The sequence below is a fragment of the Brevundimonas sp. genome (genome assembly GCF_035627055.1).
Taxonomy (GTDB): Bacteria; Pseudomonadota; Alphaproteobacteria; order Caulobacterales; family Caulobacteraceae; genus Brevundimonas.
Genome location: NZ_DASPMM010000025.1, coordinates 92,247 through 114,280 on the forward strand (window position 1 = coordinate 92,247; position 22,034 = coordinate 114,280).

The following is a 22,034-nucleotide window of genomic DNA, read 5'->3' on the forward strand; positions in this document are numbered from 1 at the left end:
AATGGAGGTGTGTCAGCTCAGAGGAGCTTGAGCTCCACCGCCGAGGTCTTGCCGCGCTGGGATTCCAGCTCGTATTCGACCTTGGCGTTCTCATCGAGGCCTTGCAGGCCCGCCTTCTGGACGGCCGTGACGTGAACGAACACGTCCTGACCGCCGCCATCGGGCTGGATGAAGCCGTAGCCCTTGGTGGGGTTGAACCACTTGACCGTGCCGGTCGCCATGTCTGCGTCTCCGTAAACGCGCTTTCCAGGCAGGCGCCCGTCATGGGGTCGCCCGTCAGCCCATCTGGACAAGCTCGTTCAGGCGAAGGAGCGCTGCACGGGGTTGGAAGCCGCGCCAAATCCGGACTGCGACGACTTTCTCTCGCGAAAAAGCGGGGCCGGTCAACCGCAAACCGATTCGGCGGTCCGGCGAACAGGGTTACCGGCGCTCAGGCGCACAGGCCCCGCTCCGCCCCGTCGAGATGCAGGTGGTCCCGGTGCGCCTCGTTGTACTCCGGGGTCAGCACGGTGGAGAACACCCGGCAGGCCCCGTCGCGGATGCGCTTCAGGAAGCTGCGCCCCTCGGCGCCGTGCCCGCCCTCGCCGCTCCAGTCGTTGGCCACCGAGACCGTGCGGCCGTCCTCCAGCGTCACTCCGGCGATGTCCAGCGCATTGGCCCGCGCATGCTCCGAGGGGCGGACGTTGACGTCGGTCTGGCCGTACAGCCGGCGGCAGGAATAGGAGCCGTAGTTCTCGACCCGCGCCACCCTCGATCCAAACGTCTGCTCCGCCGCCGGCTGCAGCACCTGCCGGTCCCAGATCACGTAGCGCACCGCCAGCGGGCACTGCATGACCAGCCCGCCCGGCGCCAGCGGCGTCACCGCCCCGCCGGTGATCCGGACCGCCCCGCGGACGACGCAGAAGCCGCCGTCGTCCCGGTCCTCGGCCCGTTCGACCGTGACGCCGGCCTCGCGCAGCACCTGGATGCAGGCGTCGGTGACGGCCTTGACCTCCTCCGGCGCGGCGGTGCGGGCCAGCTCGAAATCGGCCACCTTGGCGGCCGTCGCCTGGCCGATCGGATGGCTCAGATCCAGCGGCTTCCACGGCAGGTCCTGCTCCGGCGCGAAGGCGTTGAGCAGGGCGAAGGCCGCGCACAGCCCCAGTCCGGCCTCCCACAGCAGGTTCCAGAAGTCGGCGAAGTCGCGATCCATCCGCTCAGCCCGGCTCCGGCCGGGACAGGCGCCGGACCATGGCGCGGATCGCCGGACCGCCGCGGCTCGTCTCGTTGCTCAGGGCGAGATAGCCGACGCCCCCTGCCGGATCGAGCACGGCGATGGCGTGCCACAGGGTGTTGGAGCCCTCGTGCAGCAGCACCGGCCCGGCGGCCCAATCCATCCGTTCGACGGCCCAGCCCAGCGCATAGGCCCGACCGGCGCCGACGCCGGGCGTGGTCAGCCTCTCCACCGTCGCCGGCGTCAGCACCTCGCCGCCCCGGGTCAGGAACAGACCCAGGAAACGGGCGTAGTCGGGCAGGCTCATGTGCGCGGTCCCGGCCGGGCCCATCAGCGGCGGATTGTCCGGGTTCAGGACGGGGTCGAGAGGCGTCATGACGGGGCCGAGCGTCTGGTGGCCCCAGGGCTGATCCCCGCTTGGCGCGCCGAATCCGCCGGTGCTGATGCCAAGAGGCCCGAACAGCTCGGCCTGCATCGCCGCTTCCCACGGCGCGCCGCTGATCCGCTCGATGGCCGCGCCGGCGAGGACGAAGTTGATATTGGCGTAGGCGAAGGTCCCGGCGGTCCCGCCGGGCGCGGCGGTCAGCGCCGCGCGCACCCGGTCCAGCCGCTGCTCGACCAGCGGCCGGGCGTCGCCGCGGGCCGCCGAGAGCACCTCGCGCGACAGCAGGTCCTCGTCGCGCAGACCCGCGCGGTGTGACATCAGCTGATCGACCGTCACGCCCATCCAGGCCGGATGGACGGTGATCTCCGGAAAGATGTCCGTCATCGGCCGGTTCCACCGGCTCAGACCGCGGTCGACAAGCCGGCCATAGACCGCCGCGGTCATCGCCTTGGTGTTGGAGCCGAGGTGCCAGCGGTCCTGCAGGGTGGCGGCGTCGGCCGAGCCGCGGCGGCGTACGCCCCGCACCCCGGACCAGCGCAGACCGTCGCGGCCGATGATCCCCGCCGCAAGCGCCGGCGGGGCATCGTCCTCGAAAACCGCATCCAGAACAGCGTCGGGCGTCTCCCGGGCCCATGCGGGGCGAGCCGCGCCGGCCATAGCCGTCGCGCCGATCAGCCCCATCGCGCGCCGTCTGTTCATGGTCCGCTCCCGCGTCTCCGGTCCGACAGGCTTGCCCGAGCCGGGCCGCCCGCTCAAGGTCCGGGAGAGCGATCGCAGGTGGAGCCGCCCGATCAGAAGCCCAGCTCGGCCCTCAGGGTGGCGGGGCTGACCCCGTCCGCCCTCAACTGGGCCAGGGTGACCGAACCGTCCCGCTTGGCGAACCGCCGGCCGTCCGCGCCGGTCAGCAGGCGGTGGTGGCGATAGAGCGGCGTCGGCCAGCCCATCAGCGCCTGCAACAGGACCTGGATGTGCGTCGCCTCGAACAGATCCTCGCCGCGGATCACATGGGTCACCCCCTGCAGGTCATCGTCATGGGTGACGGCGACGTGATAGGCGGTTCCCGCGTCCTTGCGCGCCACCACCACGTCGCCCGCCGTCTCCGGCCGGGCCCGGATCAGGCCGCGTTCGCCGCCAGGACCTTGGCCCTCCTCCACGAAGGCGAGCGCTTCCCAGGCGCGTCCGCCCAGAACTTCCCGCGCCCCGTCCAGCGACAGCCGCCAGGCGAAAGGGCGCCCCTCGGCCAGCAGGGAGGCCTCCTCGTCGGCGGAGTGCGGGCCCGGCCGCACCGCTTCGGCGGCGCCGTGCGGGGCGTCGCCGATCGCGTCGAGGATGTCCTTGCGGGTGCGGAAGCAGCGGTAGAGCAGCCCGCGGCGGTTCAGCACGTCGACCACCCCCGCGTACTCGGTCAGATGATCCGACTGCCGCCGCACTGGGGCTTCCCAGTCCAGACCCAGCCACGTCAGGTCCTTGAGAATGCCCTCCTCGAACTCGGGCCGACATCGCGTCGGGTCGATGTCCTCGATGCGCAGGATGAAGCGGCCGCCCGCGTCCCGCGCCGCCCGCCACGCCGTCAGCGCCGAGAAGGCATGGCCCTTGTGCAGCCGGCCGGTCGGCGAGGGGGCGAAGCGGGTGACGAACATCGGAACAGGATAGCGGGAAGCGGACGCGATCACAGGGGTGCGCTTGCCGCGGCCGGGGCCGCCGCTACGGTCGTCCCATGCAAACCCCCTACTGGCTGGACGATATCGAGGCCGCGCGCCGGAAGATCGTCGAACTCGACCCGTCGATGGCGCGGGCCCACGCCCAGACCCCCGCCTTCGAATGGCGCCGGCGCATCGGCGGGTTCGAGGGGCTGTTCCACATGATCGTCGATCAGCAGGTCTCGCTCGCCTCGGCCGCGGCCATCTGGGCGCGAGTCGAAGCCGGACTGGGAGGCGAGGTGACGCCGGCGCGCACGCTGGCCACCGACGTCGAGACCCTGCGGACGTTCGGCCTGTCCATCCAGAAGGCCGCCTACGGCCACGAGATCGCCCGCGCCAACGTCGAGGGCCGCATCGATTTCGATCATCTGGAGCGGCTGTCGGACGAGGAGGCCATCGCCCGGCTGACCGCCATCAAGGGCGTCGGCAAATGGACGGCCGAGACCTTCCTCATGTTCTGCGAGGGCCGGCGGGACGTCTTCCCGGCCGGCGACATCGCCCTGCAGGAGGCGATGCGCTGGGCCGACGGGGCGGCGCTGCGCCCGCGCGAGAAGGAGGCCTACGCCCGCGCCGAAATCTGGCGGCCGCACCGCAGCGTTGCGGCGCATCTGTTATGGGGATGGTATGGAGCGGTGAAGCGCGGCGAGGTCGCGCTGGAGGACCCGGCCGCTTGAACCCCATCGTCGATCCCAATCTCGCCACGCCCGAAACGGTTCTCGGCGCGCTGGACTTCGCCGGCGTGGCGGTGTTCGCGGCGACAGGTGCGCTGGCGGCGGCGCGCGAGCGGCATGACCTGGTCACCTTCGCCTTCTTCGGCGCCATAACCGGCGTCGGCGGCGGCACCCTGCGCGACCTGCTGATCGGGGCTCCGGTGTTCTGGGTCGGCGACTGGCGCTACATCGCCGTCTGCGTCGCGGCCTCCATGGCCGTGTGGATCGTCGGAGCCCGCCCCTGGCGGTTCCGGGCCCTGCTGTGGCTCGACGCGATCGGCCTCGCCGCCTATGGCGTGTTCGGCGCGGCCAAGGCCGAAATCTTCGGCGTGGCGCCGCTGATCTGCATCGTCATGGGGGCGCTGACCGCCTGTTTCGGCGGCATCGTCCGGGACCTTCTGGCCGGCCAGCCGTCGATCCTGCTCAGGCGCGAGATCACCGTCTCCGCCGCCCTGCTGGCCGCGACCATCTATGTGGTCGCCCGTTTCGCCGGGCTGGAAGCCTGGCCGGCGGCCCTGATCGCCGCCCCCTGCGGCTTCGCCCTGCGCGCCGGGGCCCTCGTCTGGGGGTGGAGTTTGCCGGCCTTCCCGGGAGCCGCCACCCGCGGCTAGGCGTTGTGCAACGGTCGCCCGGCCGTCATCGCCAAGCTGTCGAATCAGGCGTAGGATTCGGGCACAGCCAGGGAAGGAGACGTGTCTTCAGTCCGGTCGCGTCGATAAACCTCATCCGCAGGGCGGGGGCCTGATGCAGGTCCTGAGCCGCCCTCCGTCCGGCTGGCCCGCGCTGGTGCTCAACGCCGACTTCCGGCCGCTGTCCTACTACCCGCTGTCGATCTGGCCGTGGGAGGAGGTGGTCAAGGCGGTGTACCAGGACCGCGTCGACGTGGTCTCGACCTATGACAAGGTCGTGCGCAGCCCCTCGATGGAGATCGTCCTGCCCAGCGTGATCGCGCTGAAGAACTACGTCGACCAGGACCGCCAGCCCGCCTTCACCCGCTTCAATGTCTTCCTGCGCGACGGCTTCGCCTGCCAGTACTGCAACGCGACCACCGAACTGACCTTCGACCACGTCATCCCGCGCAGCCGGGGCGGGCGCACGACGTGGGAGAACATCGTCGCCGCCTGCAGTCCCTGCAACCTGAAGAAGGGCGGCCGCACGCCGCAGCAGGCCGGCATGCCGATGCGCCGCGCCCCGCACCGGCCCAGCGCCTGGCAGCTGCAGGAGTTCGGACGCCGCTTCCCGCCGCACTACCTGCACCAGAGCTGGCTCGACTACCTCTACTGGGACATCGAACTGGAGCCCTGACGCGCGGAACCGGGACGCCGCGCCGCGGTTGGTCCCGGGTTCCTCCAGGGAGACGGACGATGCGGCTCGGCACGATGGCCATAATCGTGGTGGCGGCGGTGGCGCTCAGCGTCGCCGTTTACTACGCGACCGGCGGGCACTTCGTCTTCTTCGCCCTGCCGCTGTTGTTCGGCCTGCCCCTTCTTGGTCGGCGGCGGCGGTGACCCGGTCCGGGATACTCCTGATACGGGAACACTCGACGCCTCCCCAGGTTTAGCCGGCAGTCAAACGGGAGAGACGCCATGAGGAAGACGCTTGCGGCCGTAGCGGCCGGATGTCTGTTGATCGCCGGCCAAGCGGCGGCGGCCGGACAGACCGTCACCCGGGTCGGAGACCGGGTCGGCGCCAAGGCGGCGGGTTCCAGCGAATTCCACGGGATCCCCGTAATCGGCCTCGTCGCCCTCGCAGGCGTGATCGTGGCGGCGGTGGTTGTCGTCTCGGACGACGCGTCCGAGAGCGATTGATTTTCCTCCTGCCTGACCGATTGACGAACCCGTGGGGCCGGTTCAGTCCGGCCCCATGAAAATCCATGTCCGCGCCGACCTGGTCTACCGCTTCGATCCGCCCACGGACGCGATCTACAAGATCCAGGTCGCCCACTGGCCGGGTCAGACCATCCTCGAGGAGCGGCTGACGGCCACGCCGGCCGTGGCCTTCGCCGAGGACCGGGACGAGGAGTTCGGGGCGCGGACCCTGCGCGGCCACCTGTCCGGCGACGTCGCCCTGACCTATGAGGCGGTGGTCGACAACGGCACGCTCAAGGGCCTGCCGCCGGTCACCGTCCAGCACGACTGGGGCGACCTGCCGGCCGAGGTGCTGCCCTATCTGAACCCGAGCCGCTACTGCCCGTCCGACCAGTTCGGCCGCTTCGTCGAACGCACCTTCGGCGGCACGGTCGGCGGCGACAGGGTGCTGAAGATCCTCGACTGGATTCAGGATGAGATCGACTATGAGCCCGGCGTGTCGGACAGCGAGACCACCGCCGCCCGGACCTTCATCGACCGGGCCGGCGTGTGCCGCGACTTCACCCACATGGGCATCACCCTGTGCCGCGCCTCAGGCATCCCGGCGCGGGCCGTCAGCGCCTATGCCCATCAGCTGACGCCGCCGGACTTCCACGCCATCTTCGAGGTCTGGCTGTCGGACGGCTGGTGGCTGGTCGATCCGACGGGCCTCGCCCCGGTCGAGGGTCTGGTGCGCATAGCCTGCGGCCGCGACGCCGCCGACATCGCCTTCCTCACCACCCAAGGGCGCTGCGAACTGGTCCGCCAGTCGGTGACGGCCGAGGCGGTCTAGTCCCCGGCGCCGCCTGCCGCCTTCCAGGCCTCGATGAACTCCAGCCGGCGCAGCACCTTGTTGTCGGGGTCGATCAGCACCTGGGCCTCCGCCGGCGCCGCGATCCGGCCGCGGCCGCCGGTCATCGCCACGGTCTGGCGGCGGCCGTCGATCTCCACCTCGACCGGCATCGGGAAGGCCGCACCGTCCCCCGTGACCCATTCCAGGGTCAGTTCGCCGTCGGTGCGGGTCTGGCGCAGATCGGGCAGGGCGGCCTGGTACAGATAGCCGCGGAAGAACCAGGTCAGGTCGCGGCCAGTCTCCTCGTTGACGATGGCCAGGAACTCCTGCGTCGTGCCGTAGCGCGGCCGGAATTCGCCCGGGCGCGGCGTCGCCGTGCCGTAGACCAGCCGGGTCACCGAGCGGAAGAAGGGCTCGTCGCCGATCAGCATGCGCAGGCTGTGCGCGATCTGCGAGCCCTTGTTGTAGATGTCCAGGCCCGGGCCCGTGTCGCCCTGGTAGACCTCGTCCTCCGACTTCTCCTCGCCGGAAACCACCGGGAATTTGTTGATCAGCTCACGCCGCTGCTCCAGCAGCGAGGCCTGCATGAACATCTCGCCGTGCAGCCAGCGGTCGTAGAGCGGCTGCATATAGCTGCCCAGGCCCTCGTGCAGCCACATGTCGTCGGCGTTGCGGTTGGTCAGCTGGTTGCCGAACCACTCGTGCGACAGCTCGTGGTGCAGCAGCCAGTCGAAGCCGCGGCCGTCCAGCTTGTACTCGTTGCCGTAGGCGTTGATCGTCTGATGCTCCATGCCCAGGTGCGGCGTCTCGACCACGCCCATCTTCTCGTCGCCGAAGGGATAGGGGCCCACGGTCGCCTCGTAGAAGTCCAGCATCGGCTTGATCTCGTCGAACAGCGCCTGGGCCTGGGCCGGATCGTCCGATCTCAGATGCCAGTATTGGATCGGATAGCTGTTGCCGAAGCGGCTCTCGTAGGTATCGGCGATCTCGACGTAGGGCCCAATGTTCAGGGCGATCGCGTAGGTGTTCGGATTGGCCGCCGACCAGTTCCAGGTCGTCCAGCCGTCGCCGTGGTCGACGGTCCCGAGGAACCGCCCGTTCGATGGCGCCGAGAGATTGGACGGCACGGTGATGTGCAGATCGACCCGGCCCGGCTCGGCCAGGGGGTGATCGATGCAGGGCCAGAACAGGTCGCAACCTTCGGGCTGGACGGCGGTGGCGATCCACGGCTCGCCCGACGGGGCGGTCGACCAGACGAAGCCGCCGTCCCACGGCGCGCGCGGAGCGACGCGCGGCTGGCCGGCATAGGCGATGCGCAGCTGGGCGGTGTCGCCGGCGGCCATGGCGTCGCTCAGCTCGACCGTCATCCGGCCTTCGGGATTGGACCAGCGGCCGGCGGGGACGGGGACGCCGTTCACTGCGACTTCCGAGACCGTCAGCAGGGTGTCCAGTTCGACCACCAGCCGCGACACCGGGGCGGTGGCGGTGAAATCGAGCACGGCGACGGCGTCGATCGCCTTGTCGTCCGGGATCACCTTGATCGACAGGTCGGCCTTGTCGAGCCGCACCGCCAGCTGCTCCGGCGCGCGCGGCTGATCGGTGCCGAGGGTGAAGGCCGTCGATTCCCGGGCCTGCACGACCTGGGCGGGCGAGGCGGGCTCGGGCTCGACCCAGGCCGGCGACTCCGTGGTCATGGCCATGTCGCCGGGAGAGGCGGCGCAGGCGGCGACGGCGAGCAGGGAGACGCCCATCAGGGCGGCGCGGCAGGCGATCTTGGTCACGGAGGACTCCCGACGTTGGACCCGCCCAGCCTAGAGGCCCGCGCGGGCCGCGCAACCCGAAGCTTCAGCGCCCGCCGCCGCACCGCGGGCAAAGAAAAAGGCCGGCGTTTCCGCCGGCCTCTTCAAATCGTGTCCTCGTCGCCGATCAGGCGGCGGCTTGCTCGGCCAGCTTGGCCTTGACCTGGCGCTTGATGCGCTGGGCCGCGACCGACAGCTGCTCGTCGCGGGCCTTGACGATGAACGGATCCAGGCCGCCCTTGTAGTCGAGGGTGCGCAGCGCGGCGTTCGAGATACGCAGCGAGAAGGTCTGGCCGAGGGCCTCCGAAGCCACCTTGACCGTCTTCAGCGACGGCAGGAACCGGCGCTTGGTCTTGATGTTCGAGTGGCTCACGCTGTGGCCGACCATCGGGCCGATACCGGTGAGTTCGCAACGACGCGACATCTGACTATCCTTCGGAGCGGTCCACGAGCGAGGCGGACGCATGAAACAGGTGCGCGCGGGAGGTCATCCCGCGCGAGAGGGGGGCGTATAGAGGAGGAGTCCCCGCCGCGTCAAGGCTTGGAGCCGCGAACCGGGCCGTTCAGCCGCCGTTCAATTGCCGCCATATATCCCCATTAGCCATGAGACCGATGTTCAACCCCGGGACCGCCATGAAGCCCTCCGTCCTCGCCCGAGCCGCTCTCACCGCAGCGCCGGTGATCGCCGGCGCCCTGTTCCTCGCCGCCCCTGCCGCGCCGCGCGCCGCCATGGCGCCGCAGTCGAGCGCCGACACCGTCCTGCCCGGCTATTGGGAATACACCACCAGCGCCGTTGGCGTCCGCGACACCGAGACCAAATGCGTCCGCCCCAGCGAGATCAACCGCTTCTTCGGCGGCCTGTCGACGCGTCGCTGGCAATGCGTCTATCCGGTGCGCCAGGTCGGCAACGGCAACGCCCGGTTCGAGGGGACGTGCACCGACCGCAAGGGCCGGCGCGTCAACGTGCGCTTGAGCGGCGCCTATCAGCAGGAGAGCTTCTCCTTCCGCGGCGGCGCCCAACTGGCCCGCGGCACGCCCTACCTGCCGGCCAGCATCACCGCCCGCCGCATCAGCGCCCAGTGCCCGGCCAACGCCGAGTATTTCTAGCGCTGGACCGGCTGGACGGCGACCACGGCATAGGTGTGCTGTTCGCCGTCCGGCAGGGTCAGGCTGACATATTCGCCGGGCGTGAAGCGCTCCTCGCCGAACCGGTAGCCGACGGCGTCCTCCGCCTCGCCCGGCTCCAGGTCGATGATCCAGCGCTGACTGGCGTGGCGTAGCCGGCCCCTGGCCTCCGTCTGACCGTCGCTGAACCTGCGGGCGTAGCAACGGTCCTGAGCTTCTCGCCAGGCGGCGGCGTCGAGGCGGCCTTCGCCGTCCAGCGGGGCGACGATGTCGTAGCCTTCGGTCGGATCGCCGGCGGGTCGGCCCGGCCCGCGGGCCGTTTCCAGACGGATATGATAGAACTCGGCCATTGTCGCCTCCTGTGACGGCCCTTGCGGCCCCCTTCGATCGGATGCGTATTGGGGGGCGGGCCGGCAATGGCTGCAAGTCGGGGATTTCCCGGAGGAGAGGCGGATGAGGATTCTGTTGGGCGTGGCGACGGCTGCATTGCTGGCGGTCGGGGGATGCGCCGCCGACAGGGCGCAGGACAGCAGTCCTGTGGCCACCGCATCCGATGAATCGGCGCCCTTCGGCTCGGTCGCCCTCGGCGGCAACCTCGTCCGGCTGAGGTGCGCCGGCTGTCACGCCGTCGAACGCACTGGCGACAGCCCGCTGAAAGCAGCGCCGCCCTTCCGCGAGATGGGCCGCACCTATCCGGTGCGCGACCTGCAGGAGGCCTTGGCCGAAGGGCTGGTCACGGCCCACCCGGCCATGCCGCAGATCGAGCTGGAGCCCGGCGAGGTCGCAGACGTCATCGCCTACCTCGAATCCGTATCGGGAACCGGGGGCGGGGGCCCCAACTAGGCGGACAAGGGTCGGGGACCTTCTGGATACTGATCAGCGGCTCGCCCTGTTGTCGGCCCTCATTGGCCCGGAGTCGCCATCCGTCGCTTCAGCTTTCCGCCGCGCAGACGCTTAGCGAGACCCGCCGGTTCAGCGGTTGCGGGGCCGACGTCCGGCGCGCCGGCTCACTGTCGTCGACGCCCGTGGTCGCGAAGGTCAAGGTCTGCGGGCTGCCGGCGTGAAGCTCTTCCAGCCGCCCGCGCACCGCGGCCGCGCGTTCTTCGTCGAGCGACGTCAGACCCTTGGCTTTTTCGTCGCCGTCGACATGGCCGGTGATCGTCGCCGAAGCGCTCCGCCATCCGGCCTGTAGGGCCAAACGATGCACGGCGTCGACGGTCTGGCGCGCCGCGACGTTCAGATTGGCCCGGCCCGATTCAAAATAAACGTCCCCGGTGCGGCAGTCCGGCGCCTGTTGCGGCGCGCCAGTCAGCGCCGCGGCCGCGAAGATCACGATCATGTCCAGCATGGTCAAAGTCCTCCCTTCCTCCACCCTGGATAGCAAAACGCCCGCCGTAAAGGCGGGCGTTCCGGATCGTCAGGCGGCGTCAGCCGATCAGGCGGCTTCCGCTTCCTCGGCCTCGGCGGCTTCGGCGGCGGCGATGACGGCCTTCTTGGCGCTCAGCGACTTGCCGAGCAGCTCGACGGCGGCGTCCTTGTCGATGCGGTTGGCCGCGGCGACTTCGCGGGCCATGCGGTCCAGCGCCGATTCATAGAGTTGGCGCTCCGAATAGGACTGTTCCGGCTGGCTGTCGGCGCGGTGCAGGTCGCGGACCACCTCGGCGATCGAGATCAGGTCGCCCGAGTTGATCTTGGCTTCGTATTCCTGCGCGCGGCGCGACCACATGGTGCGCTTGATGCGGGCGCGGCCCTTCAGCGTGGTCAGCGCCTTGGTGACGACATCGTCGGCGGCCAGCGAGCGCAGGCCGGCGGTCTTGGCCTTCTTGGTCGGCACCCGCAGGGTCATCTTCTCGTGGTCGAAGGTCACGACATAGACCTCCAGCGACATGCCCGCGACTTCCTGGGTCTCGACGGCCGCCACCTTGCCGACGCCGTGCGCCGGATAGACGACCGCGTCGCCAACCTTGAATTCCAGACCAGTCTTGTTCGTCATGTCATTCCTTTCCCGGCGCGAGACGGCGGGGCGAGGCGCATACGTGGAAACGACGGGGGCGCATCCCGCGGCAACAGCCGCCGGCGTGCTTGTCAGTCGTCAAAACGGAAACGGATCACCAAACCTCTGGCCGATCCCGCCTGCGTGGGCGGGATTCTGTCGCAAACGCGGGCGGCGCGAAGAAATCGCTGACCGCCCGACCCAATGACAGTAACCTATCACAAATCTGCGGAATTTCAAAACGTCCACAGCGTCAGCGCGCGGATGGATGTAAATCCTCTCCGGATTGTGAAAGCGCGCCATGGACCGTCCAGACCACGCCGGTCAGGGCGAAGGCCAGGGCACATGCGACCCATTCGCTGCGATCGCCCGGCGAGGCGAGCAGCCGGGGCAGGTGAACCAGCACAATCCACGACGCGAACATAACCCCGCAAAGCGCCGCGGCCGTCCGCGCCTGAACGCCGCTGACCAGTGCCAGTCCGGCGGCGATGTTGGCGGCCCCGGTGACCCATGGCCACAGGGCGCGGCCCGGCATCCACCCCGGGATCATGCCGGCGATGGCCTCGACATACATCCAGTGCACGGCCCCGAACACGATCAGCATCACCCCGACCACCAACCGCCCCACCAGCCGGCAATCGGCGCGATCCGGTGCGGCGATCAGCATGCCGGCGGCCAGGAGACCGAGCACCTCGAGCGCCGAAACCCAGCGCGTGGCGTTGTCGGGCTCGGCCACCAGCCCGGGGGTATGGACGAAGAACAGCAGCGTCAGAAGAATCCAGAGGACCAGCGCGACCTTGGGTGCGGTCCGGCCCCAGATCAGGCCGATCCCGCCGAGCAGCAGCACCCCGCTGTTGAGCCATACTGCAGCCGGCTGCAGTTCGAACGGCTCCAGCCCGTCCAGCGCGTGATCGAAATACCAGCCGACAAAGCCGAAGCCGATCAGGCCCGCCGCCAGCATCAGCCGGCCAGGCGTGCCCAGATTCACATCGAATTGGCGCATCGATAGCCTCCGCCGCACAGCACATCACGTCTGACGCGCGGGCGCAAAGGAAGCGGGATCAGGACCCCTTGCCGGGGTTCGGCGAGAAGTATTTCTCGAACTTGCCGGTTTCGCGCTCGAAAGCCTCGGCGTCGGCGGGCGGCGCGCCCTTGACGGTGATGTTCGGCCACACCTTGGCGTATTCGGCGTTGACCATAAGCCATTTGCCGTCCGGCTCGTCCTCGGTGTCCGGCTTGATGGCGTCGACCGGGCATTCGGGCTCGCAGACGCCGCAGTCGATGCATTCGTCCGGCGCGATGACGAGGAAGTTCTCGCCCTCGTAGAAGCAGTCCACCGGGCAGACCTCGACGCAGTCCATGAACTTACATTTCACGCAGGCGTCGGTGACGATGTAGGTCATTGAGCGGAAGGCGTTCGCGGTTGAGGGGACGGGCTGCGCAGATGACCCCGGCGGAGGACTCTGTCAACTCGGTGGGCTGACGTGACGCAACCGACGGCCTTGCGGAGAGGACCTGGCGGCCTATCTGTATCAAATACAATTGCAGTGTGTCCCCTCATCACAGGAGCTTCACCCATGCGTCTCGTCTCCCGCAGCGTCATTGCTGTCGCCGCCTCGCTCAGCCTGCTGGCCGGCGGCGCCGTCGTCGCCCAGGCCGCCCTGACCCAGAACCCCGCCGAGGTCCAGGCCGGCGCCTATGCGCTCGATTCCGACCACGGCAAGATCACCTGGTCCGTCGATCACCTCGGCTTCTCGACCTACAAGGGTCAGTTCGTGAACGTCGATGCGGACCTGACCCTCGACCCGGCCAATCCGGCCGCGGCGACCCTGACCGCGACCATTCCGCTGACCGATGTGGATTCAAACTCCGAAGGTCTCGACGCCCATCTGCAGACGGCCGACTTCTTCGACACCGCCAACCATCCCGTGGCCACCTATGTGTCGCGCTCGGTGACGGTGGATCCGTCGAACGCCAGTCGCGCCACGGTCAAGGGCGACCTGACGCTTCGCGGCGTCACCCGGCCGGTGACCATGACCGTCCGCTTCAACCAGGCCGGTCCGTCCATGGGCGAGGTTTACCGCGCCGGTTTCGACGGCGAGGCCACCATCAAGCGCTCGGACTTCGGCATCGACTACGGCCTGCCGGTGCTCGGCGACGAGGTCGACCTGCACATCGAGGGCGAATTCATCCGTCAGTAGGAGGATCGGCCTCGACGGTCGAATAGAGGGCGCGCGCCTCCTCTGCGGGGCCGCGCCTTTCGCCGATCTGAAGCACCGTCAGATCGATCAGCCGCCCGCCCAGCGCGAACACCAGGCCGTCGCCGACGTGAACGCTGCGGCTCGGCTTGTCGAGCCGGGTCTGCATCCCGTTGTGGGTCAGCCGCACCGCGCCGCGCTCGACCATGGCGGCGGCCAGCGAGCGGCTCTTCGCGAACCGCGCCCGCCACAGCCAGACGTCGATGCGGCAACTGATTTCGCTCACTTGGCGGTCCGCGAGCGGGGCCGTTTGCGGCGCGCGGGCGCCGGCGCCGTCAGCACGGACAAGGCGGCGAACGGCGAGTCCGCCGCCGGCTTCGGGGCCCGACCGGCGCGGTCCGGCTGCTGCGCGCGGGTCGACTTCAGCGCCCCGGCCAGGCTTTTCGCCTGCTCCAGCGTGAGGCCCAGTTCGGCAAGGTCGGTCTCACTGAGGACGCCCTTGCCGCGCGCCCGCCGCTCGGCCAGCGACTCCAGCATCTCCACCCCCGCGGCGACCCGCCCCACGGCGCGCAGGCCGAAGGCGGACAGCAGCCGCGCCGACGGCGGGGTCTCGGGCAGGGGGGTGAGCGGCGAACTGCCGGGTCGGAACGGCTCGCCCGCCACGAAGGCCTGCGCCACCGACGCGCCGCGCCCCTTCAGCAGCGCCGGCAGCCACACCGAATGGGCGCCCAGCCGCACGCCGAAGCTCTTTAGGGTGCGCCGCTCGACCTGGCTCAGCGCCGCGAGGTCGCGCTCCACCTCGCGCCGGTCGATGACGCCGCCCGCCTCCACCAGCCGGAAGGCGATGCCCCGCGGCAGCCCCTTCAACGTGCCGTTCTCGACCGCCGTCTTCAGCCGCCGCAGCGCCCGCAGCGCGCGTCCGGCCTCGCTCGCCAGCCAGGCCTCCAGCCGCCGCTGCGCCCGCTCGCGCGCCGCCGCCGGTCCGAGCTCGCCCAGCAGCCGCACCCGCGGCGCAAACCAGTCGCCGCCGGTCACCTGTCCCGCCTGCGCCCCCTGCCACAGCACCGCCCCGTCGGGCGTCACCGCGAAGGCGTCGTCCGTATCGGCCGCCAGCCGGCCCAGCCGCCGTGCGATCTCGGGCGTCACCGCCTGCCGGGCCGCGTGGCGCAGGGCCCGGTCCTCCAGCGCGCTGGCCCCCTTGTCGATCTGGAAGTCGACGCCATTCAGTCGGCCGACGGCGTGGCCCTCGACGACCACCGCGCCGTCCGCGTCGACGTCCGCGACCGCGTCCTCGCGCACGTTGAGGGCCCGCATCAGGGCGGTGGTGCGCCGGTCGACGAAGCGTGCGGTCAGCCGGTCGTGCAGCACGTCCGACAGCCGCTCCTCCAGCGCCTTGGTGCGGTCGCGCCAGCCTTGCGCCTGATCCAGCCAGTCGGGCCGGTTGGCGATATAGCTGAGCGTCCGCACCCCGCTCAGCCGCGCCGACAGCTGGTCGATCTGGCCGTCGTCGCGGTCGAGGTCGGCGAACCGCGGCGCGATCCAGTCGGCGGTCAGCCGGCCGCGCCGGCCGGTCAGCGCCTCGAAGATCTCCTTGGCCAGCCGGGCGTGCTCGTCCAGCGTGGTCTTCTGGAAGTCCGGCAGCTGGCAGGCCTCCCACAGCCGCATGATGGCCCCGCGCGAGCGGCCGATGCGGGCCACCTCCTCGTCCTTGATCAGGCGGCGCAGCAGGGTCTCGTCCAGCGCCGGCTGGGTCAGGCTGAGGCCGCGCACCCCGGGCGTCACCACCAGCGAGCGCAGCAGGTCGTTCAGGGTGTCGAAGTCCAGCCGGGCGTTGCGCCACTCCGCCGCCTCGACCGGATCGAAGCGGTGCTCGACCACCTGTTCGACCAGATCGGGATCGAGTTCGATCGCCTCGCCGGTGACCCCGAAGGTGCCGTCGCGCAGGTGCCGCCCGGCCCGCCCAGCGATCTGGCCGATCTCGTGGGCGTGCAGCCAGCGCGTCCGCCGCCCGTCGAATTTGCGCAAGCCGGCGAAGGCGACGTGGTCGACCTCCATGTTCAGCCCCATGCCGATCGCGTCGGTGGCGACCAGGAAATCCACCTCGCCGGACTGGAACAGCTCGACCTGAGCGTTTCGGGTGCGGGGGCTGAGGCTGCCCATGACCACCGCCGCGCCGCCACGCTGACGCCGGATCAGCTCGGCGATTGCGTAGACCTGTTCCGTGCTGAAGGCGACGATGGCGCTGCGGCGGGGCAGGCGGGTCAGTTTCTTCGAACCGGCGTAGCTCAGGGTCGACAGCCGCTCGCGCTGGACGATCTCCACATCCGGAACCAGCGCCCGCATCAGCGGCGCCATGGTGCCGGCGCCGAGGAACATGGTCTCGAACCGGCCCCGCGCGTGCAGCAGCCGCTGGGTAAAGACGTGGCCGCGCTCCGGATCGGCGACCAGCTGGATCTCGTCCACCGCCAGGAACTCGACCTGACGCTCCATCGGCATGGCCTCGACGGTGCAGACGAAATAGTGGGCCCGGGGCGGGACGATCTTCTCCTCGCCGGTGACCAAGGCCACCGCCGCGGCCCCCCGCCGCTTGACGATCCGGTCGTAGATTTCGCGCGCCAGCAGCCGCAGCGGCAGGCCGATCATGCCCGAGGCGTGGCCCAGCATCCGCTCGACCGCCAGATGGGTCTTGCCGGTATTGGTGGGGCCCAGCACCGCGACGACGCGCGAGGGGGCCATGCCGGTGGCGCGGTCGCTCATGATACGGAAAAGGTGGCTCTTCCCGCCCGGTTCCTCAAGCGGCGCCGCGCATCAGCCTTCGTGTCGCCGTCCCACGATCCGGCGCAACCACATCACCGCCGCGACCAGCACCAGCATCACCGCGTACAGCCAGACATACTCCGGCCGCGAGGCGACGATTCCCATCATTGCCATCGCCGCCGGCACGATCAGCAGGATCAGGAAGATCAGCAGCTTGAGCGGAAAGCCCATCCGTGTGGCCAGGATGTCCCGTCCGATGAAGGCGGCGTAGCCCCACTGCAGGGCGCTGGCCAGGCCGACCGCCACCACCAGCCCCATGTAGATCAGCAGCGGCTCGCCGTAGGGGCCGCGCTCGGCGATCAGGCTGGTGAAGAACGGCGTCAGGGTGATCAGCGCCAGGACGAGGAAATTCAGCGCCGTCAGCATGCCGTCGGCGCGCTTGAACCGCTGGTAGGTCCGCCGGTGACTGGCCCAGTAGATGGCGATGAACAGGAAGGAGATGCCGAAGGCGATGAACTGACGGTAGGTCCCGTTCAGCAGGCCGGCGACCGTGCCGTCCCAGCCCTCCGGCGGGTGCAGTTCGATGGCCAGCAGGGTGATGGCGATGGCGAACACCCCGTCGGACAGGAAGATCAGCCGCTCCAGATTGTAGTCGCGCGCATGCGCCTCGCCGTCCGCCATCGTCGTCGCGCCCCCGCTTTCCACGGGTTCAGAACACTCCCAATTCGCGGTTCTGTCGAGGGCGGAGGCTCCCCTTAACGGCCACGCCCGTTTCGACGGAACAGGGGCGAAACGAATCAGGACCGAATCACCGACACGGCCCGATTCGGGATTTGTTCTCCACAAGATATTGTATCTTAAAGGCGATTAACCACAACAGTGAATGAGGCCGGTCCGGAGCGGGTCGAACCGACGGCCGGGCCCTGCCGCCATTTTCGCTGCGACCCCCGCTTCCCCCGCGCGCCGCGAGCCGCTAGGTCACCGCCGATGGCCCCGTAGCTCAGCTGCATAGAGCAAGGCTTTCCTAAAGCCGAGGTCGCAGGTTGGAGTCCTGCCGGGGTCGCCATCCCCCACTGCACCGCTTCTGCACCGGCCCTGCGTGCAACCTCCTCCCGGTCCCCCGCAGGGTTGAACGCCGCCGCGCGACAACCGTCGCCTCGAAAGGGGAGGCGGTCATGCTCCATCACCATCCATTCACCCGCGCGGGCTTCTGGCTGAAGGTCGGCGTCGCAGGACTGCTGACGGTGCTGGCCGACACGCTGTTCTTTTTCCATCCCGCCGGAGCCACCCTCGGCGCCTTCGCTCTGGCGTGGGTCATAGGCGTGGTCTTCGCCCGGCCGGGGCTGAGGCGCGATCCGCGCGCCGTCTTCGCCATAGCGGCCGCCGTGCTGCTGGCGCTGGTGCTTCTCGACCGACCGGGTCCGCTGGCCTGGGCGCTGTTCGGCCTGATGCTGAGCGTCGCCGTGCTGTCGGCGCGGGTGCGGGCGGGCGACCCGGCGTGGCGCTGGGCCCAGAGGCTGATCGTGCACGCCGTCGTCTCGGCGGCCGGGCCGGTGATCGATCTGGTTCGGCTGACCCGCCCCCGCCGCCGCAGCCGGCGGGGCGGCCTGTCGCTGTGGCGGCTGGTCAAGCTGCTGGTCCTGCCCCTCGTCGGCGGCGCCGTCTTCCTCGTCCTGTTCGCCAGCGCCAATCCGCTGATCTCCAACGCCCTCGACCAGTTTCGCGCGCCGGCCCTGTCGGGCGAGACCATCCTGCGCGCCTGGTTCTGGGGCCTCGTCCTGCTGATCGTCGGCGCGACGCAGCGGCCGCGCTGGCGGCGCAAGCTGTTCGCCCTGCCGTCTCTGGGAGACGCCGTCATCCCCGGCGTCAGCGGCGCCTCCATCACCGTGTCGCTGGTGGTCTTCAATGCCCTCTTCGCGCTGCAGAACGGGCTCGACATCGCCTTCCTGTGGAGCGGCGCGCCGCTGCCGGACGACATGACCCTGGCCGACTACGCCCATCGCGGGGCGTATCCGCTGATCGCCACCGCCCTGCTCGCCGGCCTGTTCGTGCTGGTGGCGCTGCGCCCGGGCTCGGAGACGGCGAGGAGACCGCTGGTGCGCGGGCTGGTCGTGCTGTGGGTCGGTCAGAACATGCTGCTGGTCGCCTCCAGCCTGCTGCGCACGGCCGACTACATCGAGGCCTACGCCCTGACCCGGTTCCGCATCGCGGCGATGATCTGGATGGTGCTGGTCGCCGCCGGCCTGCTGCTGATCCTGTGGCGGATGTTGCGCGGCAAGGACGGGCATTGGCTGATCGACGCCAATGTCCGCCTGACGCTGGTGGTGCTGGCGGTGGTCAGCACGGTCGATCTCGGCTCCGTCGCCGCCGCCTGGAACGTCCGCCACGCCCGCGAGGTCGACGGCACGGGGGCCCTGCTGGACCTCGGCTACCTCCGTTTCCTGGGCGCCCCGGCGCTGGTTTCGCTGGTCGAGTTGGAGCAGTCCACGTCGGATCCGGACCTGCGCGACCGCGCCGCCGCCGTGCGCGCGGAACTGCAGGCCCGGCTGCGGCGTCAGCAGTCGGACTGGCGCGGCTGGACCTGGCGCGACGCGCGTCGGCTGCAGCGCATCGAGGCGCTGACGGAGGGGCGCCCGCTGGCGCGCCCCCGACCCGGCCCGCGTGACTGGGACGGCTCGATCACGGCGCCCGACGTGCTCCCGCCGCTCGTGGAGCCTGTTCCCGCCCCGCCGCCGCCGGCCTTTCCCGTCCAGCCGTTGACCTCGGCCCCGGGAGCCTGAACATGGCCGCCATGCAGCGCACCGTCCTGGTGGTCGACGACGACCCGCACATCCGCGACCTCCTGACCTTCGCGCTGCAGAAGGCCGGGCTCGCCACGCGCGAGGCGGCGGACGGCGAGGCGGCGCTGGCCGACATCGCCGCGCACGCGCCCGACCTGGTGGTGCTGGACATCAACATGCCGCGCATGGACGGGATCGAGGTCTGCCGCCGCATCCGCGCCCAGGGCGATCTGCCGGTGCTGTTCCTGTCCTCGCGGGACGACGAGATCGACCGGGTGCTGGGCATCGAACTCGGGGCCGACGACTATGTGGTCAAGCCGTTCAGCCCCCGCGAGGTGGTCGCCCGCGTCGCCGCCATCCTGCGGCGCGCCGCCCGCACCCCGCCCGCCGAGCCGTCAGGGATGCTGACCCACGGTCGCCTGACGCTGGACGCCGACGGCTGGCGCGCCCGCTGGGACGGGGCCGAGGTGCCGCTGACGGTGACCGAGTTCAGCATCGTGCGGGTTCTGGCCGACGGACCGCGCCGGGTGTTCAGCCGTGACGCCATCATCGACAGGGTGCACGGCCCGGGCTTCGCCATGACCGACCGCACCATCGACAGTCACGTGCGCAACCTGCGCATCAAATTCGCGGCGGCCGGCGGGATCGACGTGGTCGAGACCCGCGCGGGCGTCGGCTACCAGCTCGGGCCCTGCCTCGGCGGACCGGCGTGACCGGTCGGTTGCGCGCCTGGGTGCGGGCGCACTGGCCGGCGCTGAGGCTGCGCACCATCCTGCTGTCGGTGCTGCTGTTCGCGGCCGTCCTGCCGGGGATCAGCGCCATCTTCCTCAGGGTCTATGAGAACACCCTGGTGCGGCAGACCGAGGCGGAACTGGTCGCCCAGGCCGCCACCCTCGCCGCCGCCGCCGAAACCGCCTGGCCCGGCGCGCCGAGGTTCGACCCGGACGCGGTCCGCCGCGACGTCCCTGGCTACTACCGGCCCGAACCGGCCACCATCGACCTCGGCTCGACGCCGGTGCTGCCGGCCCGGCCCTCGCCGCAGACGGTCGTTCGGGCCCCCGATCCTGAGGCCGTCCTCGTCGCCGGGCGCCTGGCGGCCGTGATGGAGCGGACCAGCCAGACCACCCTGGCCTCGATCATCTTTCTCGACCGGACCGGCCTTGTGGTCGAAGGCTTCGGCGAGGGCGGCAGCTGGGCCGACCTGCCCGAAATCCGCACCGCCCTCGCGGGCCGTCCGGATACGGTGCTGCGCCGCAACGACTCCTACCACCCGCGCTATTCGCTGGAGTGGCTCAGCCGCGCTTCGGCCCTGCGCATCCACCACGCCCGGCCGGTGGTCGTCGGCGGCGAGGTGAGGGGGGTGATCCTCGCCTCCCGCTCGCCCCGGGCCCTGTTCAGGGGCATCTATCAGGACCGCATCAAGATCGGCCTCGGCGTGGTCGGGACGCTGGCGCTGATCGCCCTGCTGGCCGTGCTGGTCTCGCGCGGCATCGCCCGCCCGATCGAGGCGCTCAGCCGCGCCGCCCGCGACGTCACCTCGGGCGCGGGCTCGCTGCCGCCGCCGCCCGCCACCGCGGCGGTCGAGATCCGCACCCTCTACGAGGACTTCGGGCGCATGGCCGAGGCGGTCGAGCGACGCTCCCGCTACCTGCGCGACTTCGCCGCCGCGGTCAGCCACGAGTTCAAGACCCCGCTCGCCGGCATCCAGGGCGCCGTCGAACTGCTCCAGGACCACGGCGACGGCATGGAGGCTGTCCAGCGGCGGCGCTTCCTCGACAACATCGCCGCCGACGGCCGCCGCCTCTCGGCCCTCGTCACCCGCCTGCTGGATCTGGCCCGCGCCGACATGGCCCGTCCCGAGGCGGGGCTGGCGGTCGACGTCCGGCCCGCCTTGCGCAAGGCCGTCGACGCCCGCGCCCCGGACATCGAGGTCGAGCTGGTCCTTCCGGACGGCCTGCCGCCGGTCGCCGCCCCCGCTGCGACGCTGGAGATGGTCGTCTCCACCCTGCTGGAGAACAGCCGGCAGGCCGGCGCTTCCACGGTGCGGATCGAGGCGCACGACGCCGGCGGGCTGGTCATGCTGACGATCAGCGACGACGGGCCCGGGGTCGCGGCGGCCGACGCGAAGCGCATCTTCGAACCCTTCTTCACCACGCGGCGCGGCGAAGGCGGGGCCGGTCTGGGCCTGTCGATCGCCCGGGCGTTGCTGGCCGCCAATCAGGCCACCCTCGACCTGCGGCCGTCCGAAGGCGGCGCCGTGTTCGAGCTGGGCCTGCCCGCGGCCGGATCGGCGTCGACGGCCGGCTAGCCGCCCGCCGTCAGCGCCACGGCGAGCCGTCGCCGTGCTTGCCGATGCTCTCGAACTCCGGCGGCGCGGCCTTGTGGACGTACTGTTCCGCCACCAGCCAGCCCTTCAGCGGCCGCAGCACGCCGAGGCAGCCGAGGACCAGCAGCGGCATGGTCACCACCATGTGCACCCAGATCGGCGGGTGGACGCTGAACTCGAACCACATGAACAGGGCCATGCCGACCACCCCGACCAGACTCATGCCGAAGAAGGCCGGGCCGTCGGCCGGCTCGGCGAAACCGTAGTCCAGTCCGCATTCCGGGCAGGACTCGCGAATGGTCAGATAGCCCTTCAGCAACGGCCCCTTGCCGCATCGCGGGCAACGGCAGCGGATGCCGGTGGAGAGGGTGCCGAGGGGCGGATAATCGGGCGCGGTCACGGCGGTTC

27 protein-coding genes and 1 tRNA gene are annotated in these 22,034 nt (G+C 70.4%); 13 read left to right on the forward strand and 15 right to left on the reverse strand.

The features are described from left to right. Positions 1–17: 17 nt before the first annotated feature. The 4 genes from VEA98_RS14280 to gluQRS form a co-directional block, all read right to left on the reverse strand. Positions 18–221 (reverse strand): cold-shock protein, encoded by a 204-nt coding sequence (locus VEA98_RS14280; protein ID WP_056451926.1) that lies wholly within the window; start codon positions 219–221, stop codon positions 18–20. Positions 222–430: 209 nt separating this feature from the next. After that, complete coding sequence (locus tag VEA98_RS14285; RefSeq protein ID WP_324815805.1) at positions 431–1,192, reverse strand: extensin family protein; 762 nt, start codon at positions 1,190–1,192, stop codon at positions 431–433. Between the two features lie 4 nt (positions 1,193–1,196). Then, on the reverse strand, positions 1,197–2,297 hold the full coding sequence (locus tag VEA98_RS14290; RefSeq protein WP_324815807.1) for a serine hydrolase domain-containing protein: 1,101 nt from the start codon (positions 2,295–2,297) through the stop codon (positions 1,197–1,199). Positions 2,298–2,389: 92 nt separating this feature from the next. Then, positions 2,390–3,238, reverse strand: a complete 849-nt coding sequence (gene gluQRS / locus VEA98_RS14295; RefSeq protein WP_324815809.1) for a tRNA glutamyl-Q(34) synthetase GluQRS — start codon at positions 3,236–3,238, stop codon at positions 2,390–2,392. 77 nt (positions 3,239–3,315) lie between these two features. Between gluQRS and VEA98_RS14300 the strand changes: the two genes are divergently transcribed. The 6 genes from VEA98_RS14300 to VEA98_RS14325 all read left to right on the forward strand — a co-directional run bounded on the left by VEA98_RS14300 (position 3,316) and on the right by VEA98_RS14325 (position 6,648). Next, positions 3,316–3,972, forward strand: coding sequence for a DNA-3-methyladenine glycosylase (locus tag VEA98_RS14300; protein WP_324815811.1), 657 nt, complete (start codon positions 3,316–3,318; stop codon positions 3,970–3,972). Next, the gene (locus VEA98_RS14305; RefSeq protein ID WP_414642185.1) at positions 3,918–4,619 is read left to right on the forward strand and encodes a trimeric intracellular cation channel family protein; all 702 of its coding nucleotides are present in this window, start codon (positions 3,918–3,920) and stop codon (positions 4,617–4,619) included. Before VEA98_RS14300 ends, VEA98_RS14305 begins: the two co-directional genes overlap by 55 nt. Before the next feature lie 133 nt (positions 4,620–4,752). Further along, positions 4,753–5,313, forward strand: coding sequence for an HNH endonuclease (locus VEA98_RS14310; protein WP_168046418.1), 561 nt, complete (start codon positions 4,753–4,755; stop codon positions 5,311–5,313). Between the two features lie 59 nt (positions 5,314–5,372). After that, positions 5,373–5,516: a hypothetical protein gene (locus VEA98_RS14315; RefSeq protein ID WP_324815816.1), complete on the forward strand. Its 144-nt coding sequence runs from the start codon at positions 5,373–5,375 to the stop codon at positions 5,514–5,516. A 78-nt stretch (positions 5,517–5,594) separates the two neighbouring features. Continuing rightward, complete coding sequence (locus VEA98_RS14320; protein WP_324815819.1) at positions 5,595–5,816, forward strand: hypothetical protein; 222 nt, start codon at positions 5,595–5,597, stop codon at positions 5,814–5,816. Between the two features lie 55 nt (positions 5,817–5,871). Beyond that, positions 5,872–6,648: a transglutaminase family protein gene (locus VEA98_RS14325; RefSeq protein ID WP_324815822.1), complete on the forward strand. Its 777-nt coding sequence runs from the start codon at positions 5,872–5,874 to the stop codon at positions 6,646–6,648. Here the strand turns inward: VEA98_RS14325 and VEA98_RS14330 are convergent. Together VEA98_RS14330 and rpmB are read right to left on the reverse strand one after the other, a co-directional pair. After that, complete coding sequence (locus tag VEA98_RS14330; protein WP_324815824.1) at positions 6,645–8,429, reverse strand: M1 family metallopeptidase; 1,785 nt, start codon at positions 8,427–8,429, stop codon at positions 6,645–6,647. The two genes, VEA98_RS14325 and VEA98_RS14330, sit on opposite strands and share 4 nt — an antisense overlap. A gap of 145 nt (positions 8,430–8,574) precedes the next feature. Continuing rightward, positions 8,575–8,871: a 50S ribosomal protein L28 gene (gene rpmB, locus VEA98_RS14335; RefSeq protein ID WP_324815826.1), complete on the reverse strand. Its 297-nt coding sequence runs from the start codon at positions 8,869–8,871 to the stop codon at positions 8,575–8,577. A 179-nt stretch (positions 8,872–9,050) separates the two neighbouring features. Between rpmB and VEA98_RS14340 the strand changes: the two genes are divergently transcribed. Then, entirely contained in the window at positions 9,051–9,554 is a 504-nt protein-coding gene (locus VEA98_RS14340) for a DUF3617 domain-containing protein (protein WP_324815828.1), read from the forward strand. Here VEA98_RS14340 and VEA98_RS14345 read toward each other — a convergent pair. Further along, positions 9,551–9,922, reverse strand: a complete 372-nt coding sequence (locus VEA98_RS14345) for a hypothetical protein (RefSeq protein ID WP_324815830.1) — start codon at positions 9,920–9,922, stop codon at positions 9,551–9,553. The two genes, VEA98_RS14340 and VEA98_RS14345, sit on opposite strands and share 4 nt — an antisense overlap. Positions 9,923–10,025: 103 nt before the next feature. Between VEA98_RS14345 and VEA98_RS14350 the strand changes: the two genes are divergently transcribed. After that, positions 10,026–10,415 carry a c-type cytochrome gene (locus tag VEA98_RS14350; RefSeq protein ID WP_324815833.1) on the forward strand — a complete coding sequence of 130 codons (390 nt, stop codon included), beginning with the start codon at positions 10,026–10,028 and terminating at the stop codon, positions 10,413–10,415. An 88-nt stretch (positions 10,416–10,503) separates the two neighbouring features. Here VEA98_RS14350 and VEA98_RS14355 read toward each other — a convergent pair whose 3' ends face one another. The 4 genes from VEA98_RS14355 to fdxA form a co-directional block, all read right to left on the reverse strand. Then, positions 10,504–10,920 (reverse strand): OmpA family protein, encoded by a 417-nt coding sequence (locus VEA98_RS14355; protein ID WP_324815836.1) that lies wholly within the window; start codon positions 10,918–10,920, stop codon positions 10,504–10,506. A gap of 87 nt (positions 10,921–11,007) precedes the next feature. Beyond that, positions 11,008–11,565: a CarD family transcriptional regulator gene (locus tag VEA98_RS14360; RefSeq protein WP_324815838.1), complete on the reverse strand. Its 558-nt coding sequence runs from the start codon at positions 11,563–11,565 to the stop codon at positions 11,008–11,010. 253 nt (positions 11,566–11,818) lie between these two features. Continuing rightward, entirely contained in the window at positions 11,819–12,568 is a 750-nt protein-coding gene (locus tag VEA98_RS14365) for a DoxX family protein (RefSeq protein WP_324815840.1), read from the reverse strand. 58 nt (positions 12,569–12,626) lie between these two features. Beyond that, complete coding sequence (fdxA, locus tag VEA98_RS14370) at positions 12,627–12,968, reverse strand: ferredoxin FdxA (RefSeq protein WP_324815842.1); 342 nt, start codon at positions 12,966–12,968, stop codon at positions 12,627–12,629. 174 nt (positions 12,969–13,142) lie between these two features. Here fdxA and VEA98_RS14375 point away from each other — a divergent pair, with 174 nt between their 5' ends. Next, a complete protein-coding gene (locus VEA98_RS14375; protein WP_324815844.1) occupies positions 13,143–13,766 on the forward strand; it encodes a YceI family protein in 624 nt (207 codons plus the stop codon). On the opposite strand, the gene VEA98_RS14380 is transcribed toward VEA98_RS14375, so the two are convergent. From VEA98_RS14380 to VEA98_RS14390, 3 genes are read right to left on the reverse strand one after another with little or no spacing between them, the layout of a single operon-like run. Further along, positions 13,753–14,049, reverse strand: a complete 297-nt coding sequence (locus VEA98_RS14380; RefSeq protein ID WP_324815846.1) for an RNA-binding S4 domain-containing protein — start codon at positions 14,047–14,049, stop codon at positions 13,753–13,755. The two genes, VEA98_RS14375 and VEA98_RS14380, sit on opposite strands and share 14 nt — an antisense overlap. Then, on the reverse strand, positions 14,046–16,520 hold the full coding sequence (locus VEA98_RS14385) for a helicase-related protein (protein WP_324815849.1): 2,475 nt from the start codon (positions 16,518–16,520) through the stop codon (positions 14,046–14,048). The genes VEA98_RS14380 and VEA98_RS14385 overlap by 4 nt, the downstream gene beginning before the upstream one ends. Positions 16,521–16,571: 51 nt before the next feature. Beyond that, positions 16,572–17,225: a TMEM175 family protein gene (locus VEA98_RS14390; RefSeq protein WP_324815852.1), complete on the reverse strand. Its 654-nt coding sequence runs from the start codon at positions 17,223–17,225 to the stop codon at positions 16,572–16,574. Positions 17,226–17,509: 284 nt separating this feature from the next. Here VEA98_RS14390 and VEA98_RS14395 point away from each other — a divergent pair. From VEA98_RS14395 to VEA98_RS14410, 4 genes are all read left to right on the forward strand, one after another. Further along, a tRNA-Arg gene (locus tag VEA98_RS14395) sits at positions 17,510–17,586 on the forward strand. Between the two features lie 109 nt (positions 17,587–17,695). Further along, entirely contained in the window at positions 17,696–19,300 is a 1,605-nt protein-coding gene (locus VEA98_RS14400; protein WP_324815853.1) for a DUF4173 domain-containing protein, read from the forward strand. Between the two features lie 2 nt (positions 19,301–19,302). Beyond that, positions 19,303–20,013, forward strand: a complete 711-nt coding sequence (locus tag VEA98_RS14405) for a response regulator transcription factor (RefSeq protein ID WP_324815855.1) — start codon at positions 19,303–19,305, stop codon at positions 20,011–20,013. Beyond that, complete coding sequence (locus tag VEA98_RS14410) at positions 20,010–21,608, forward strand: HAMP domain-containing sensor histidine kinase (protein ID WP_324815857.1); 1,599 nt, start codon at positions 20,010–20,012, stop codon at positions 21,606–21,608. The genes VEA98_RS14405 and VEA98_RS14410 overlap by 4 nt, the downstream gene beginning before the upstream one ends. A 10-nt stretch (positions 21,609–21,618) precedes the next feature. Here VEA98_RS14410 and VEA98_RS14415 read toward each other — a convergent pair whose 3' ends face one another. Then, positions 21,619–22,026, reverse strand: a complete 408-nt coding sequence (locus tag VEA98_RS14415) for a DUF983 domain-containing protein (protein ID WP_324815859.1) — start codon at positions 22,024–22,026, stop codon at positions 21,619–21,621. Positions 22,027–22,034: the final 8 nt, after the last annotated feature.